This window comes from Pararhizobium sp. (assembly GCF_035497515.1).
Taxonomy (GTDB): Bacteria; Pseudomonadota; Alphaproteobacteria; order Rhizobiales; family Rhizobiaceae; genus Pararhizobium.
This window is the reverse complement of sequence record NZ_DATJDJ010000164.1, coordinates 1-16,822: the sequence shown is the minus strand read 5'-3', so window position 1 is coordinate 16,822 and position 16,822 is coordinate 1. Positions and strand designations below refer to the sequence as shown.

Annotated in this window: 16 protein-coding genes and 1 pseudogene; 8 read left to right on the top strand and 9 right to left on the bottom strand. The window is 60.7% G+C overall.

Translation table 11 applies throughout. The annotated features are described in order from the left end of the window. The first annotated feature begins 3 nt into the window (after positions 1-3). A complete protein-coding gene (locus VL202_RS16250) occupies positions 4-2,073 on the top strand; it encodes a hypothetical protein (RefSeq protein ID WP_325465127.1) in 2,070 nt (689 codons plus the stop codon). Between the two features lie 135 nt (positions 2,074-2,208). On the opposite strand, the gene VL202_RS16245 is transcribed toward VL202_RS16250, so the two are convergent. Next, positions 2,209-2,709, bottom strand: a complete 501-nt coding sequence (locus VL202_RS16245; protein ID WP_414692878.1) for a GNAT family N-acetyltransferase — start codon at positions 2,707-2,709, stop codon at positions 2,209-2,211. Positions 2,710-2,988: 279 nt separating this feature from the next. Between VL202_RS16245 and VL202_RS16240 the strand changes: the two genes are divergently transcribed. Then, the gene (locus VL202_RS16240) at positions 2,989-3,972 is read left to right on the top strand and encodes a glutathione S-transferase family protein (protein WP_325465125.1); all 984 of its coding nucleotides are present in this window, start codon (positions 2,989-2,991) and stop codon (positions 3,970-3,972) included. Between the two features lie 3 nt (positions 3,973-3,975). Here the strand turns inward: VL202_RS16240 and VL202_RS16235 are convergent, their stop codons facing one another. Continuing rightward, positions 3,976-4,464, bottom strand: a complete 489-nt coding sequence (locus VL202_RS16235) for an NUDIX domain-containing protein (protein ID WP_325465124.1) — start codon at positions 4,462-4,464, stop codon at positions 3,976-3,978. Between the two features lie 88 nt (positions 4,465-4,552). On the opposite strand from VL202_RS16235, the gene VL202_RS16230 reads away from it, so the two are divergent. The 4 genes from VL202_RS16230 to VL202_RS16215 all read left to right on the top strand — a co-directional run bounded on the left by VL202_RS16230 (position 4,553) and on the right by VL202_RS16215 (position 7,722). Next, positions 4,553-5,455: a metallophosphoesterase gene (locus VL202_RS16230; protein WP_325465123.1), complete on the top strand. Its 903-nt coding sequence runs from the start codon at positions 4,553-4,555 to the stop codon at positions 5,453-5,455. 167 nt (positions 5,456-5,622) lie between these two features. Further along, on the top strand, positions 5,623-6,171 hold the full coding sequence (locus VL202_RS16225) for a tetratricopeptide repeat protein (RefSeq protein WP_325465157.1): 549 nt from the start codon (positions 5,623-5,625) through the stop codon (positions 6,169-6,171). A gap of 198 nt (positions 6,172-6,369) precedes the next feature. Then, positions 6,370-6,888, top strand: a complete 519-nt coding sequence (locus VL202_RS16220) for an RNA polymerase sigma factor (protein WP_325465122.1) — start codon at positions 6,370-6,372, stop codon at positions 6,886-6,888. 3 nt (positions 6,889-6,891) lie between these two features. Continuing rightward, the gene (locus tag VL202_RS16215; RefSeq protein ID WP_325465121.1) at positions 6,892-7,722 is read left to right on the top strand and encodes an anti-sigma factor; all 831 of its coding nucleotides are present in this window, start codon (positions 6,892-6,894) and stop codon (positions 7,720-7,722) included. A gap of 134 nt (positions 7,723-7,856) precedes the next feature. On the opposite strand, the gene VL202_RS16210 is transcribed toward VL202_RS16215, so the two are convergent. Both VL202_RS16210 and leuA read right to left on the bottom strand, forming a co-directional pair. Further along, positions 7,857-8,213 (bottom strand): hypothetical protein, encoded by a 357-nt coding sequence (locus VL202_RS16210; protein ID WP_325465120.1) that lies wholly within the window; start codon positions 8,211-8,213, stop codon positions 7,857-7,859. A 71-nt stretch (positions 8,214-8,284) separates the two neighbouring features. Continuing rightward, complete coding sequence (gene leuA / locus VL202_RS16205) at positions 8,285-9,988, bottom strand: 2-isopropylmalate synthase (protein WP_325465119.1); 1,704 nt, start codon at positions 9,986-9,988, stop codon at positions 8,285-8,287. A gap of 427 nt (positions 9,989-10,415) precedes the next feature. Between leuA and VL202_RS16200 the strand changes: the two are divergent. Further along, positions 10,416-10,565, top strand: a pseudogene (locus VL202_RS16200) (type II toxin-antitoxin system Phd/YefM family antitoxin); the annotation flags it as partial. Between the two features lie 66 nt (positions 10,566-10,631). Here the strand turns inward: VL202_RS16200 and VL202_RS16195 are convergent. Further along, entirely contained in the window at positions 10,632-11,213 is a 582-nt protein-coding gene (locus VL202_RS16195; RefSeq protein ID WP_325465118.1) for an ATP-dependent Clp protease proteolytic subunit, read from the bottom strand. Positions 11,214-11,462: 249 nt separating this feature from the next. Between VL202_RS16195 and VL202_RS16190 the strand changes: the two genes are divergently transcribed. Further along, a complete protein-coding gene (locus VL202_RS16190; protein WP_325465117.1) occupies positions 11,463-12,041 on the top strand; it encodes a HupE/UreJ family protein in 579 nt (192 codons plus the stop codon). Between the two features lie 54 nt (positions 12,042-12,095). On the opposite strand, the gene queF is transcribed toward VL202_RS16190, so the two are convergent. The 4 genes from queF to VL202_RS16170 all read right to left on the bottom strand — a co-directional run. Next, positions 12,096-12,560 carry a preQ(1) synthase gene (queF, locus tag VL202_RS16185; RefSeq protein ID WP_325465116.1) on the bottom strand — a complete coding sequence of 155 codons (465 nt, stop codon included), beginning with the start codon at positions 12,558-12,560 and terminating at the stop codon, positions 12,096-12,098. Continuing rightward, the gene (locus VL202_RS16180) at positions 12,557-13,480 is read right to left on the bottom strand and encodes a cation diffusion facilitator family transporter (RefSeq protein ID WP_325465115.1); all 924 of its coding nucleotides are present in this window, start codon (positions 13,478-13,480) and stop codon (positions 12,557-12,559) included. Before VL202_RS16180 ends, queF begins: the two co-directional genes overlap by 4 nt. Positions 13,481-13,556: 76 nt before the next feature. Then, on the bottom strand, positions 13,557-15,746 hold the full coding sequence (locus VL202_RS16175) for an anthranilate synthase (RefSeq protein WP_325465114.1): 2,190 nt from the start codon (positions 15,744-15,746) through the stop codon (positions 13,557-13,559). A 220-nt stretch (positions 15,747-15,966) separates the two neighbouring features. After that, positions 15,967-16,822 (bottom strand): TonB-dependent receptor domain-containing protein (locus tag VL202_RS16170; RefSeq protein ID WP_325465113.1); only part of this gene is annotated, 856 nt, incomplete at its 5' end.

Sequence of the window (16,822 nt, the reverse complement as noted above, 5' to 3'; positions counted from 1 at the left end):
GGCATGACACTCGATTTCTCGCCGCTCGTTCCCTGGCCCTATCTCGCGGTGCTTGCGCTCGTCGCGATCCTGTTGTCGGCGCTCGGCTTCTGGCGCGGCATCAGGGGGGCAGCCTTTCGCACGGCGGCGCTGGCGGCTTTATGCCTTGCCATCGCCAATCCGGTCTTCTTCCAGGAGGAGCGCGAACCGCTCTCGACCATCGTCGGCGTCGTTGTCGATCGCAGCCAGAGCCAGGACAATGCGGGCCGTCGCGACATGACGGATGCGGCGCTTGCCACGCTGAAGGAGCGGCTTGCCAAGTTCCCGCAGATCGAGGCGCGCATTGTCGAGGCCGCCGACGACGAGGATACGGAAACCCCCTCCACCAAACTGTTCACGGCGCTGCAGACGGCGCTTGCCGATGTTCCGCCCGCCCGCGTCGGCGGCGCGATCTTCATCACCGACGGCCAGATCCACGATGTTCCCGACGTCAACCAGCCGCTCGGCTTCGACGCCCCGATCCACGGGCTGATCACCGGCAGGCCGGACGAGTTCGATCGCCGCATCGAGGTCGTCAGCGGTCCGCGCTTCGGCATCGTCGGCGAGGAACAGAAAGTCTCTTTCCGCATCGTCGACGATGGCGCGGCACCCGGCGGCACGGCCGAGGTCACCATCAGCCTCAATGGCAACGAGATCGCCACGGAAATGGCCGAGCCCGGTACCGATGTGCCGTTTGCCTTCACTGTGCCGCGCGGCGGCAACAATATCCTCGAATTCGCCGTCGCCCCTGTGAACGGCGAGGTGACGGATGCGAACAACCGCGCGGTCCATGTCATCGACGGCATCCGCGAAAACCTGCGCGTGCTGCTGGTCTCCGGCGAGCCACATGCCGGCGAGCGGGCCTGGCGAAACCTTCTGAAATCCGACGCCGCCGTCGACCTCGTTCATTTTACCATTCTGCGGCCGCCGGAAAAGCAGGATGGAACGCCGATCAACGAACTGTCGCTGATCGCCTTCCCGACCCGCGAACTGTTCGTTGACAAGATCAAGGAATTCGACCTGATCATCTTCGATCGCTACCAGCATCGCGGCGTGCTGCCGATCCTCTACTACGACAATATCGCGCAATATGTCGAAAACGGCGGCGCGCTGCTGATCGCCGCCGGACCGGAACATGCAGGCGACGATTCGATCGCCACGACGCCGCTTTCGGCCGTGCTGCCGGCAAGCCCGACAGGCTTCATGAACGAGAAGGCCTTCTATCCGCGCCTGTCGGACGAGGGCAAGAAGCATCCGGTCACCCGTGGTCTCGAAGGCGCCGACAGCGAGCCGCCGAATTGGGGCCGCTGGTTCCGCACCGTCGATGTCGACAGGCCGCTCGGCCAGACGGTGATGCAGGCCGCCGACGGCAAGCCGCTGCTGGTGCTCAACCGCGTCGGCAAGGGCCGTGTCGCCATGCTTCTGTCCGATCAGGGCTGGCTCTGGGCGCGCGGTTTCGAAGGCGGCGGGCCGAGCGTCTCGCTCTATCGGCGCACAGCCCACTGGCTGATGCAGGAACCGGCTCTGGAAGAAGAAGCACTGACCGCCCATGCCAGCGGCCGCACGCTGGAAATCGCCCGCCAGACCATTGCCGGCGATCCCGGCGCCGCAATGCTGACCTATCCGTCCGGCAGGAGCGAACAGGTGGCTCTGACCGAAGGCGAGCCCGGCCTCTACAAGGCCAGCGTCAAGACGACCGAGACGGGCCTGTTCGAAGTCACCAATGGCGATCTCAACACGCTGGTCCATGTCGGCAGCGTCGATGCACCCGAATTCAAGGCAACGATCTCGACGACGGAAACGCTTAAGCCCTGGGCGGAAAAAACCAAGGGCCTGGTCCGTCGCCTCGCCAGCGCCGACGGCCCGGTCGATCTCCCCGCGATCCTCCCGGTACGCGGCACCGTCCGCGTCGCCGACGACCAGCGCATGTCGCTGCGCATGACCGACGAGACTGTGCTGAAGGGCATCAATTCGCTGTCGCTGTTTGCAGGCTTCCTGGGGCTAGCGGCGCTATTGTTCGTGCTGTCGGCGACATGGCATCGCGAAGGGCGATAGCGACTGCTCCGGATTTGACTGTTCAGGCGGCCACCGTGCGGTGGCGCGCCTTGGAAATGGGGGAGACCACAGCAGTTTGCCGTAGCGGAGCGGGAGATCGACCGGCTTATCCGCCGCTCGTCGTCGAAAAACCGATCACCCGCGCCAGCAAATCTCGCCCTTCAGCCCGGCATGCACGCCTTCGGTCATCGGCACGACCAGAACCCGGTTGGGATCGACCGGTCCCGGGAAAATCAGGGCGCCATAGGCGACCTTTTCGAAGCCGAGGGGCTGGTAATAGGGCGGGTCGCCGACCAGGATGACGCCTTGCGAACCATTGCGCCGGGCCGCTTCGACGGCGATGCGCACCAGTTCGCGGCCGATGCCACGGTTCTTGTGCGAGGGGCGAACGGCGAGTGGCCCGAGCAGGTGTCCCTTGATGGTTCCGGCCATAACCGGCGTCATCCGCACCGAGGCGATCGTCTCGCCGTCGTCGGCGCAGACGAAGGACAGCGACAGGTCGTGCGGCCCCTGTTCGCGGATGCGTGCGGCCGCACGGGCGAAACGGCCGGGACCGAACGCTTCTTCATTGATGATTTCGATGGCTGCGTCGTGGGAAGCGTCTTCGGTGAGATAGACGAGGTCGTGCTTTTTCATGAACATCGGGAAACCGGGCATACGAGACGAAAAATGGCGATAGCTACGCCCTCAAAGGCGTTTTCAGCATCAGCGTCGTCGTAGGCTTCCCGGGAAAAACATCGATAGAATCCGTCGGCATGAAAAATTGCGTCAGGCCCGATAGCAGAAAAAATCCCGGCGTCAAAGCCCAAAACGCACTGTTCAGCGTTCGCGGGCTATATCGGCCGGATTTAAGCGCTATCTAGAGGCAAGGAATACACCCACAGATGGCGGCGATGCCGCAGGAGATCAAACACGATGGGCATGCTGGTAGATGGCGTCTGGCAGGACGTCTGGTACGACACCAAGGAAACGAAGGGCCATTTCAAGCGGGCGGCATCGCAGTTCCGCAACTGGATCACCGCCGACGGTTCGGCAGGCCCCTCCGGCGAAGGCGGTTTCAAGGCGGAAGCCGGCCGCTACCACCTCTATGTATCGCTCGCCTGCCCCTGGGCGCACCGCACCCTGATCTTTCGCAAGCTGAAGAAGCTGGAAGACCTCATCACCGTCTCGATCGTCGATCCGCTGATGCTGTCGAAGGGCTGGGAATTCAAGAACGAGATCGGCGGCACGGTCGATCACCTGTTCGGCTCGAAGGCCCTTTGGGAGGTCTATGTGAAGGCTGATTCGCATTATTCGGGCCGCGTCACCGTGCCCGTCCTGTGGGACAAGCAGCAGAACAGGATGGTCTCCAACGAATCCTCTGAAATCATCCGCATGTTCAACTCCGCCTTTAACGGGATCACCGGATCGAACGAGGATTTTTATCCCGAAGCCCTGCGCGGCGAGATCGACGCGCTGAACGAGCGGATCTACGGCGCGGTCAACAATGGCGTCTACAAGTCGGGTTTTGCGACGACCCAGGACGCCTATGCCGAAAATGTTGCGATCCTGTTCGAAGCACTGGACGAACTGGAAGAGCGCTTGTCGACCCGGCGTTATCTCACCAGCAACACGATCACCGAGGCCGACTGGCGCCTGTTCACGACGCTGGTGCGGTTCGATCCGGTCTATGTCGGCCACTTCAAGTGCAACATTCGCCGCATCGCCGATTACAAGAACCTGCAGGCCTATCTGCAGGACCTCTATCAGGTCGATGGCGTCGCCGAGACGGTGAACCTGCGCCATATCAAGGAGCACTATTACCGTAGCCACACAATGATCAATCCGACCGGCGTCGTGCCCGTCGGCCCGGTGCTGGCCCTCGACGCACCGCATGGACGCGAAAAACTCTCCGCCTGACCGCTACCAGACGTCGGCCGGCGGGGTTTGGCCGGCAAGCTCCGCCAGACGGCGGTGCGTCGCCGGCGTTGTCTCCGGCGGCAGTGCATCAACAGCGAAAAAGCCGGTTTCGACGATTTCGAAATCCGGCTTTTTCGGTGTTATCTGCCGCACGTTTCGGCAGCGGTAGAACAGGACATGGTCGCGCTTGCTGGTCAGCCGGTTGAAGTAGACATGAAACAGGTCCGGCCTCTCGGTCAGTTCCAGGTTACCCTCCTCGCGCAATTCCTTGACGAGCGCGGCAAACGCCGTCTCGCTCCGTTCCAGCCCGCCGCCCGGCATGTGCCAGCCGGGCACGTAGGAATGCCGGACAAGGAAGATCCGGCCTTGCTCGTCGAAACAGGCCGCCCGCACGCCCATGGTCATGCCCCGTGCAAAGGCAAAATATCCGTGGATCAACCGGGTGACGAGCCTTGCTCGCCAGCTCCGCATTTCCGGCGGCGTTTCGGTCATACCGTTGATTTTCCTTCGCTTGGCGTCATCCGAGGATAATACACCGTGAGTGATTCCCCTTTTCCGGAATATGCGCTAGGTACGGAGGATGTTCAAACTCGCGCATATTTCCGATATTCATCTCGGCCCCCTGCCCGAACTTTCGATCCGAGAACTCCTGTCGAAGCGGATCACCGGTTTCGTCAACTGGCACCGCAACCGCCGCAACCATCTGGTCGGCGATACGCTCAATCTGCTGATGGATGAAATCGACCGAGCTAACCCGGACCATTTGGCAATCACAGGCGATCTGGTCAATCTCGCATCCTCGCGCGAGATCGAGGTGGTGACGGAATGGCTGAAGGCAGCCGGCGAGCCGGAAACCATTTCGGTCGTGCCGGGCAATCACGACGCCTACGTGCCGGGCGCCTATGAGAAGACCACCAAGGCCTGGTATCCCTTCATGCGCGGCGAGCGCGGTCCGGCGGAATGGGACGAGGATTTTCATTGCTATCCCTATCTGCGCATCCGCGGGCCGGTCGCCTTGATCGGCTGCTCGACGGCGGTCGCGACACCGCCCTTTGCCGCCAGCGGTTATTTCGGCAGCCGTCAGGCGCGCGAGACCGTCAACCTGCTGCGGGCCGCAGGCGAGGCCGGCCTGTTCCGCGTCGTGATGATCCATCATCCGCCGATCCACGGCGCGACCTCGATGCACAAGCGCATGCTCGGCATCCGGCGCTTTGCCGCGACGATTTCGGCCGGTGGGGCCGAACTCGTGCTGCACGGACACACGCATCTCAACACGGTCTATTCGCTGAAAGGCCAGGTGAACCCGGTGCCCGTCGTCGGCATTGCTTCGGCCTCGCAAGGGCGCGGCGGCAAGAAACCGCCAGCCGCCTTCAACCTGTTTTCCATCTCCGGCAGCCCCGGACAATGGAACCTCATCCGCGAGCGGTTCGAACTCACCGTGGACGGCCGCTCCGTGACGCTGGCGGAGACGACGCGGTTCTAAATGAGCGGAGCGTCACTCGCCAAAGCCATAAAAGGCGGTATGCTTGCGAAATAATCGGGGCTCGTCGTCCGTCATACAGGACCGAGTGGAAGACGGGGCGGCCGACATCGGAGATGTCGTGCGCAATCGGTTTTCCGGACGCAGTTTTCAGCCAGGAGTGGACCATGATGAACCGCAAGTTTGCATTGATCGCATTTTTCTCAGCCGCCACCACCTTTGCCCTGGGCCAGACAGCGTGGGCGATGGGTGAGGACACGACCAAACCGCCGGAAGAAACCAAGACCTCAACCGAATGCAAGGACGGAAAGGTATGGGATAAGGACAAGAAGGAATGTGTCGATCCGAAGAAGAGCGGGCTCGACGACGACACCCTGTTCAAGGCGGCGCGGGAACTTGCCTATGCCGGCCAGTATGAAAACTCGCTCAAGGTGCTGGACGCCGTCCGTGACCAGAACAGCGCCCGCATCCTCAACTATCGCGGCTATTCCAACCGCAAGGCCGGCCGCATGGAACTGGGCATGAGCTATTACAGGCGCGCGCTGCAGGCGGATGAAAACTACATCCTCGCCCGCTCCTACATGGGCCAGGCGCTGGTCGAGCAGGGCAGAACAGAAGACGCCAAGGTCCAGCTGCTCGAAATCCGTGATCGCGGCGGTGAAAATACCTGGGCCTATCAGGCACTGCTGCAGTCGCTCGGCGGCGTCCGTCATTATTGACCTCGCCATCAGGCCGGGCTGCTCTTTCTGGCCCGCCCGGCCGCTTATTTAATATCGGGAAATCTCCCGATGTGGCAAAATATGCTCTTCCGGCTCGCTGCTGACTTGCAGACCATGGGTCAAATGTTTCATATCAACAGCGTGTATTTCGACAGGGGTGAATAAAGCCCCGATCCGGAACGTTTCTTTGGAAGAGCAATGCGTCCAGCGGCAGAATCGAACGAATTCAGACGGGACTTGGTCAGTGTGCTGCCCAAGTTGCGCCGTTTCGCCATGACACTGACGCGCAATGCTGCCGATGCCGATGACCTGGTGCAGGAGGTCTGCGAACGGGCCATCACCCGCTATCACCTCTGGAACGGTGAAGGACGGCTCGAAAGCTGGATATACGCAATGACACGCAACCTGTGGATCGATGAAATCAGAAAGCGCAAGGTGCGCACTGGCGGCGGAACCGTCGATGCCTCCGAAAACGATGAACTGTCCATCGAACCATCGGGTGAAAAAGCCGTTTACGCCAACCAGTTGCACAAGATGATCCTGTCCATGCCGGAAGGTCTGGCGAGCGTCTTCGTTCTCGTCAATGTCGAGGGCCACAGCTACCGGGAAGCCGCCGATATCCTGAAGATCCCGATCGGCACGGTGATGAGCAGGCTTTCGACCGCGCGCATGCGTCTGGCCGCAATGATTACTGAGACGACGGAAAGGAGGGCCTGAGCGTTGCAAAACACGAAAGGGCTCGCGCTCGAAGTTCGTCTGTCGGCCTATATCGACGGCGAAGTCAACGAAGCGGAACGCAAGGAACTCGAACAGCTGGTGGCGCGCGATGACGAAGCCCGGCTGGTGCTCGAAATGTTGAAAGCCGGCAACGTCTTCGGCAACAAGGCGTTCGAGGAATTCCTGCACGATCCGGTGCCGCTGTCGCTGGTGCGCCAGATCAAGCAGGGCCCGGGCGCCAACCCGAAGGCGGAGCGCGTGATGACATCCGCGCCGCGCCGGGTGAAGGTTCGCCTGTGGCCGCGCGCGCTTGCCGCCTCGATCGCGCTTTTGCTCATTGGCGGCTCGACCGGTTTCATCATCGGCAAGACCGGCAATGACGGCATGGCGCCGACAAACGTGGCGTCCGCTCGCACCTGGCTGGACGACATCGCCGATTATCACCGCATCTATTCCCGCCAGACAGCCGAACATCTGGTCGAGGTACCGGCCACCGACGACAGGATCGAAAGCTGGCTGTCGGCAAGCGTCGGCGTGAACTTCGCCCTCCCGAACCTGACCGAAAAGGGCCTCACCTTCGAAGGCGCCCGCCTTCTCGTGGCGGCCGGCAAGCCGGTGGCACAGCTGATGTACCAGAACGAGGACGGCGACATTTTCGCCATCTGTTTTCTGAAGAGCAAGCCGGGCACCGCCGACAGCAAGATGACGGAGAACATGCGCGACGACATCGCGATGATTTCCTGGCAGAAATCCGGCGTGTCCTATGTGGTCGTCGGCCCGTCCGCGGATGCCAGCCTGCAGCAACTCGCCGAAGCGGTATCCGCGACGATCTGAAATTTTCTGTTTTCAGAAGAAATGACCGCACGCCGAAAGGATGCGGTCATTTGTGTGCACTGGCGGTGATCAGAATTCCTGCCAGTCACCGGGAGCTGGGCAGCGGCTGCCGAAGGCCGAGGCGACCTTGCGTATCATGGCGCCGGCGCCTTGCCGCGAAAATTGATGGCGAACCGCTGCTTGACGCTGATGACGTCATTGATCTTACCGAGGTCGTCGTTGATTTCGTTGACCCGCGATACCGACTGCTGGGTCAGAAGAAGCATAAGTAGAACACGAAAGCCAAAGCCGATGCTGAGGCGCATTCCAGTGCCAAAACCCGATGCACTTTTTATCTTGAATCCTCTTGCAGACCGGCGCGAACGGGGCACCAGCGACGCTTCGAATGATGGGGAATGTTCAAGACATCCCGGCGTGAACCGGGATCGGGCATGCCGCCATGGCAATAACGCGAATTTTTTCGGAGAAAATACACGCGAAATGAGTGACATTCGATCAGAACCGGCAGCTTTCTCGAGGCCACCACGTCGATGGCCTCGATTTTCAACCGGGATCTGAGCTGTTATCTCAAGTCCAGAACCCTGTTCGCGGCCGAAACGATCGCTTCAAGCGAAGCCGCGACAATGTTGGTGTTGATGCCGACGCCAAACAGCTTGCCGCCTGGATGTTCCACCTCGACATAGGCGATCGCCGCCGCGTTGGAACCATGCTGGAGCGAATGTTCGGAATAGTCCGCAACCGAAATGTCGATGCCGAGATAGATCGACAGCGCATTGATGAAGCCGTCGATCGGGCCTGTGCCCTTGCCTTCTATCCGCTTTGTTTCACCGTTGTCGGTAATCTCGGCGGCAACGACGCGCACGCCCTTGTGTTCGCCGACCGGATAGGTGTGGTGGTCAACGAAACGGATGCGCGCGCCGGGCTGATCAACGTAACGCTCGATGAAGCGGGCGTGGATCGCCTTCGACGGCAGTTCCTTGCCAAATTCGTCGGTGATACGCTGGATGTCCTCGCGGAACTCGACCTGCAGGTTGCGCGGCAGGTTGATGCCATAATCCTCTGACAGGATATAGGCGATGCCACCCTTGCCGGACTGCGAGTTGATGCGGATGATCGCCTCATAGGACCGTCCCACATCCTGCGGATCGATCGGCAGGTATGGCACCTCCCAGAGTGGCTTGTTGGCGACCTTGATCGCCTTCATGCCCTTGTTGATCGCATCCTGGTGCGAGCCGGAGAAGGCCGTATAGACCAGTTCACCGACATACGGATGGCGCTCGGGAATGACCATCTGGTTGGAATATTCGTAGACGTCCTTGATCCGCTCGATGTCGGAGCAATCCAGTTGCGGATCGATGCCCTGCGTGAACATGTTCAGCGCCAGCGTCACGACGTCGACATTGCCGGTGCGCTCGCCATTGCCGAACAGCGTGCCTTCGACGCGGTCGGCGCCGGCCATCAGGCCCAGCTCGGTCGCAGCAATGCCGGTGCCGCGATCATTGTGCGGATGCAGCGAAATGATCAGGTTCTCGCGGTTGTCGAGGTTGCGGCACATCCACTCGATCTGGTCGGCATAAATGTTCGGCGTCGCCATTTCGACGGTCGACGGCAGGTTGAGGATCAGCTTGTTGTCCGCCGTCGGCTGAATGATTTCGGCAACCGCATTGCAGATTTCCAGCGCCACTTCCAGCTCAGTACCGGTAAAGCTCTCCGGCGAGTATTCGAAGCGGAAATCACCGCCGGCCTTGGCCGCCATGTCGGCGACCATCTTGGCTGCATCGGTGGCGATCTGCTTGATCCCCCGCACATCCTTGGCGAACACGACGCGGCGCTGCAATTCGCTGGTGGAATTGTAGAAATGCACGATCGGCTTGTTGGCACCCTGCAAGGCTTCGAACGTGCGTGTGATCAGCTCGGGGCGGCACTGGACCAGAACCTGCAGGGAAACGTCGGCGGGCACATTGCCTTGCTCGACGCACCAGCGGGCGAAATCAAAGTCGGTCTGCGAGGCCGAAGGGAAACCGATCTCGATTTCCTTGAAGCCCATGTCCAGCAGCAGCTGGAACATCCGCGCCTTGCGGTCGTGGCCCATTGGATCGACCAGCGACTGGTTGCCGTCGCGCAGATCGACGGAGCACCAGATCGGCGCTTTGGTGATGGTGTTGCCGGGCCAGGTACGGTCCGGAATGCTGATCTGCGGATAGGGCTGATACTTGGCCGCGGCCTCGGGCATGCCCTGCTTGACGGTGTGGGATTTCATGATCATTGCGGCTTCTCTTCATCTGTAAGGCGCACTTCCCGCCTGCAATAACCGATCGACGGTCGCATGGCGATGGAAAATGGCGGCTCTCGGGTTCTTTTCAGTTCTGAATTTTAGGGAAGGCAAGGAGCTGGGGCCGGTGGGCTTTGGGCCACCGGGCGCTCCTTCAAAGAACCCGGCAACCGCGTGTAAGGCCGAGAAGAAGAAGCGAGGCGCGCGAACGTTCCGCAAAGGCAACTTGCCCGCGGGAAACCTGATCGACGATGATGGCGCCTGTGTTCGACATGAAGCGGTGTATAACCGGAGACGCATTTCAGGGCAAGGGATAGCCCGCAAAAACGAATTAATTGAGCTTCTGCGATTGCAGATATGCCACACGCGACTAAAGCAAATATATGAGCGACATCCAAATTAGCATCGACAAAGACAGTTTTCGGAGCTGATCCGCCGCGCAGAAGCTGGGGAGGCGATCACGATTACCCGTTTCGGGAAACCGGTGATGGATATGGTTCCGTTGCGAGCAGAAACCAATTTGAGTTCTTCAGTTGGCTCGTCGCCAGTGATGCAAACGCCAAAACCTTAAGCGATACCCAAACAAAACCCCACCGGCAAACCGGCAGGGTTTTGATACTCAATCACAAGCGATGGCTTAGATCTCGGCCTGCGACGTCACGATCCGGGAGACAAGGCCGTAGGTCTTGGCTTCGTCGGCAGACAGCCAATAATCACGATCCGTGTCCTTGGCGATCTTTTCGTAAGGCTGGCCGGTTGCCTCGGAATAAATCCGGTTCAGACGCTCGTTCATCTTGATGATCTCGCGGGCCTGGATCTCGATATCCGATGCCATGCCGCGCGTGCCGCCCGACGGTTGATGAAGCAGGAAGCGGGTGTTCGGCAGGCAGATGCGCCGTTCCTTCGGGACCGACACATAGATCAGCGCGCCGGCGGAGGCGACCCAACCGGTACCGATCATCCAGACCTTCGGCTTGATGAACTTGATCATGTCATGGATGGAATCGCCGGATTCGACGTGACCGCCGGGCGAGTTCACGTAGACGCGGATGTCTTCGTCGCTGGCTGCGGACAGCGCCACGAGTTGCGTGTTGACCTTCTGCGCCAGTTCTTGCGTGATCGGGCCATAGATGAAGATCGAACGCGACTTGAAAAGGTTCGCCTCCGTTTCCTTGCCGAGCGGCAGTTCCTTTGTCTTGTCGTCGTCTTCTTCGTTCATGCGAAGTCTCCCGCGAAATAAAATCAATTGTCCTGCCGTTGTCAGATAAGGCGACTCGACTGCGAAAACAATGCAACAAAAGCGGTTGCCGATGAAAGGGCATTCCGCAAGCGTTTTCCGCTATGGTAAAGACGGCGGCTAAGGCAATTGCCGTATGGACAGCGGCTCGTTCGGCAATAAGATGCCGATGTCACGAATTCGCATCCGGCGGGTCGCCTCCCACGCTCCCGTCCTTCAGTGGGGTCCATAATGAAAAATCGCTTCCTTCTTGCCGCGGTCGCCTTTGCCGCATCGACCGCTCCAGCCTTTGCCCATCTCAATCCGGCCGAACACGGGTCGCTGCTTGCCGGCGCCAGCCATCCGTTGTCGGGCCTCGATCATGTCCTCGTCATGGTCGCCGTTGGTCTCTGGGCCGCACAGATCGGTAGACGGGCACTCTGGGCGGTGCCATCCGCTTTCGTCGGCACAATGGCTATAGGCTTTGCGCTGGCGATGACAGGCGTCCAACTGCCCTTCGTCGAACCTGCGATCCTTGCTTCGGTCGTAGCACTTGGCCTCCTGGTCGCCATGGCTGTACGAATGGAAACGATTGCTTGCGCCGCCGTCGTCGGCGTCTTTGCCCTGTTTCATGGCTATGCCCATGGTGGCGAACTGGGGGCTGCCGGCGCCCTGCCCTTCAGCATTGGCTTCGTCATCGCGACGGCGCTTCTGCATCTGGCCGGTATCGGCCTTGGCCTCGGCATCAGCCGTCTATCAGCCGGACGCATCATTTCGCGCATTCTCGGGGGAGTGACCGCATTCGCCGGTTTGGCGCTGATCTGGAACTGATCATCACCCCATTCCAATGAAAAGGTGGGCTGTCAAAGGCCCGCCTTTTTCGTTTCAGCCGCGACCGCGATAGGGCTGGACACCCTGATCCGGCAGCCAGACATTTTCAGGCGGCTTGCCGGTCTGCCAGAAGACGTCGATCGGGATGCCACCGCGCGGATACCAGTAGGCGCCAATCCGCAGCCATTTCGGCGCAAGCAGTTCGACGATGCGCTTGGCGATATCGATCGTGCAGTCCTCGTGGAACGCACCGTGATTGCGGAACGAATGCAGGTAGAGCTTGAGCGACTTCGATTCGACCAGCCAGCCATCGGGAATATAATCAATGACGATATGGGCGAAGTCCGGCTGGCCGGTCATCGGGCAGAGCGAGGTGAACTCGGGTGCTGTAAAGCGGACGACGAAATCCGTGCCGGCATGGCCGGTCGGCACGCGTTCGAGGACGGCTTCTTCGGGACTCGTTGGAGCAGCGACGTTCTGGCCGAGTTGGGAGAGCCCGGAAACATCCGTCTGGGTCATGATTTCAATCCTTCCGTGACTTTGACGCGGATGCCATGGGCCTTTTCGCCCTCTGGCTCCACGTGAATGGCAATCTTGGCGCCGGGATTGACCGCCCGTATGGCGTCTTCAAGGCGATCGCAAATAGCATGCGCTTCACCGACCGGCATGGCGGCGGGAACGACCATGTGAAAATCGACGAAGATCGCCGAACCCGCCTCCCGGGTCTTCAGGTCGTGGACGCCGAGCGAACCGGTGGCATTGGCGGCGATCGCCGCCTTGATCGACGCTTCTTCGTCGGCGGCAACCGCCTTGTCCATCAGGCCGGCGATCGAACGGGCAATCACCTTCCAGCCTTGGTAGAGGATGTTGCAGGCAACGAACACGGCAAGCAGGGGATCAAGCAGGGCATATCCGGTGGCAATTGCCAGCACGAGACCGATCAGAACGCCAATCGAGGTGACGACGTCGGAGAGAATATGGTGACCGTCCGCTGTCAGCGCAGGCGACCGCAGGGCGCGGCCGGCGCGGATCAGCACATAGGCCCAGACTGCATTGACGATGCCGGCGAGAAAATTGATCGCGAGGCCCAGCATCGGGGCTTCTAGCAGGCGCGGCGAAAGGATGGCCGGAACCGCCTCCCAGACAATCAGCAGCGCCGCCACGACGATCAGCACGCCCTCGATGACGGCCGAGAAATATTCCGCCTTGTAATGGCCGAAGGGATGGCCCGCATCGGCGGGCTTGGCCGCGTAACCGATGACGAGGAAAGCGACGATGGCGGCCACGACATTGACGATCGATTCCAGGCCGTCGGACAGAAGCGCCACCGACCCCGTCACCCACCAGGCGAGCAGTTTCAGGCCGAGCACCAGAATGGCAAGCGGAATGCCCCAGAACGCCAGGCGTTGCGCCTTGTTTTTGTGACTGTCAGTTGCCATTTCCGGCTCCGTTTCAATAAAAGAACCGCCGCGTCCTTGCGGGCGCGACGGTTTTCAACCTTGCGGCCCTGCTCTGTCAGGCAGCCTTGATCTTCGCCTTTTTGGCCAGATGCGCCACCACGTTCTCGATCATCCGCATGCCGGCATCGCCGCCGAGCGTCATGATCGATTCCGGATGGAACTGGACGGCCGCGATCGGCTCCTTGGTATGCTCTATGCCCATGATCGTGCCGTCGTCGCTTTCGGCCGTGATCATGAAATCGCGCGGCAGGGTCGAGGGATCGGCAAAGATCGAGTGATAGCGGCCGACCGTCACTTCCTTGCCAAGACCGGAAAAAACGATACCCGGTTCGAGTACGCGGATACGCGACGGCTTGCCGTGCATGGGAACGGCGAGTTGACGCAGGTCGCCCCCATAGGCTTCGGCCAACGCCTGCAGGCCAAGGCAGACACCGAAGATCGGCAGATCGCGGGCCCGCGCCTTCTTGATCGTGGCCTTGCAGTCAAAATCCTTCGGCGTGCCCGGACCGGGCGAGAGCACGACGAGATCCGGCTTCACCCGATCGAAAATTTCGTCGGCGACCGGCGAACGCACGGTGGTGACCGTCGCGCCCGTCTGGCGGAAATAATTGGCCAGCGTGTGGACGAACGAATCCTCGTGATCCACCAGGAGAATCTTGACGCCGTTACCGACGGAAGCGACGTCACGGCCGTTGCCGCCGCTATTGGCGGATTTTGCGTCGCGGATCGCTGCGATCATGGCGGATGCCTTCAGTTCGGTTTCGGCTTCTTCTTCTTCCGGATTGCTGTCGTTGAGCAATGTGGCACCAGCGCGCACCTCGGCAATGCCGTCCTTGATGCGAATGGTGCGGAGCGTCAGGCCAGTGTTCATGTCGCCGTTGAAACCGACCATGCCGATGGCGCCACCATACCAGAGCCGGGCGCTTTTTTCATGACTTTCAATAAACCGCATCGCCCAGAGCTTCGGCGCACCGGTGACCGTAACGGCCCAGGCGTGGCTCAGGAAACCGTCGAACGCGTCCATGTCGTCTCGCAACCGGCCTTCGATATGATCCACCGTGTGGATCAGGCGCGAATACATCTCGATCTGGCGGCGGCCGATGACCTTGACCGATCCGGGCACGCAAACTCTGGACTTGTCGTTTCTGTCGACGTCCGAGCACATGGTCAGCTCAGACTCGTCCTTCTTGGAGTTCAGCAGCTTGAGGATCTGCTCGCTATCGGCGATCGGATCCTCGCCGCGCTTGATCGTGCCGGAAATCGGGCAGGTCTCGATCCGGCGGCCGGAGACGCGCACGAACATTTCCGGCGACGCGCCGACCAGATATTCCTGGTTTCCGAGATTGATGAAGAAGGAATAGGGCGACGGATTGATCGCCTTCAAGCGGTTGGAGATTTCCGACGGCTTGCTTTCGCAGCGCTCGAAAAATTTCTGGCCGGGCACCACTTCGAACAGGTCACCGCGCCGAAAACTTTCCTTGGCCTTGGTGACAAGCTCGGCATATTCGCCGGGACGGTGATCGCCATGCGGCGGGATGCTGTCGACTGTGCGGAAGGGTTCCGGAGCAATATCGCCCGCCTTGCCGTCCGTGGTCTGCCCGTCTTTGGCGAAATCATAGCGGTCGATCCACGCCTTGGCGGCATAGTGATCGACGACGAGGATTTCGTCGGGCAGGAACAGCACCATGTCGCGCTGGTCGTCGGGGCGCTTCAATTTCAGCTCGATCGCGTCGAACTGGAAGGCCAGGTCGTAACCGAAGGCGCCATAGAGGCCGAGGCTGGAATCTTCCTGCGAATAGAACAGGCTGGTGACGGCGCGCAGTACCGTGAACACCGTCGGGATCTTCGAGCGCTCTTCCTCGGTGAACACCCGGTCCGGCATGTTGATCGTCAGGTCGAGACGACGGCCTGTCAATGCGCCGAGCGTGATATCGGCGATGCCGGCCAGATGATCCGCGATCATCGACAGAAGCGCTTCGCCGCGCTCGTTGTAAGCCTCGACCCACAGCGCCCGTCCGAAGGAGGAGATGGCGAGCGGCGGATCGATGATCGCCGTGTCCCAGCGCGTGTAGCGGCCCGGATATTCGTAGTTGGAGGAAAAGACCGCGCCCCGACGCTCGTCGAGCCTGTCGACATAGCTGGAGATCGCTTCGCCATACGGAGCCTCGCGCCGCCGGCGGGTGACGGAAATGCCGCCCTTGGTGGTGTAGGTTTCCCCGCCGTCTGCAAGAATTGTCGTCGCCATCTATCGCTCCATTCAGGCCCGTCATTCCGGCGGCCCGAATACAAAAAAGCCGCCTCGAAACGTCCGGGCGGCTTATCGTCTCAATCACGCATGACTGGTCAAGGCCGCTTTAGCGAGCCCACCACCAGATTGCAATGTTGCGTGCCTGTGTCATCGCGGAATTGTTAGCCCGTGACGCGAGATTGCGCAAGCGCCGCGGGCGAAAAATCGAAGACAGAGCCTAGAACCGTTGCGTCAGCGACAGCTTGAAGGTGCGCCCCGGCTCGGAGAAATAGGATTGTCCGGCGCTGGAAAGCACGGCGTCGCGAACATTGACGGCGTCATAATATTCCTTGTCGAACAGGTTGTAGACCCCTGCCCGCACGGCAAGGCCCTCGACCTGTTCCGGCTTCCACCAGCCCGTGAGATCGACGATCCCGTATCCGGGCGCCTTGAGCGTCGCGTCGCTGTTCTGCGAGACCGACTTGGCCGCGATGAAGGTGACATCGGCGCCCCAGGTGTCGGTTGCATATCCAGCGCCGATCACGCCCTTCAAAGGCGCCACCGAACCGAGTTCCACACCCGTCGTCAAATCCTCGCCATTGGCGTAGGTCAGTGAGCCGTTGAGATGAAACCCGTTGTCGAAACGCTTGTGCGCGGAAAGCTCGACGCCGTAGATTCGCACCCGATCGCGGTTGATGCTGCGGGTGATGCCGAAGGGATAGGTCGGATCGAAACCCGCGACGGCTTCCGTGTCGATGAAATCACGATAGCGGTTGTAGAAGCCGGTGATCCTGCCGCCGAAATCCTCGTCGCCGAGATTGGCGCCGATTTCGAAACCATTGCTGGTTTCCGGCTTCAGATTCGGATTGCCGATCCTCAGATAGGTGCCGGGCGCGCCGTAATCGAGATAGAGTTCGGTGGCCGTCGGGGAACGGAAAGCCATGGCCCATTGCGCAAACAGTTCCACGTCCGGCGCCGCCTGGTATTTGGCGAGCAGCTTGGGCGAGAAGGCCTCGCCATTCTGGCCCGGCGGCATGCCGTCATAGTTCGGATTGCTGGTATAGGCGGGGGTCTCCTGCGGCGACTGGTCGTAC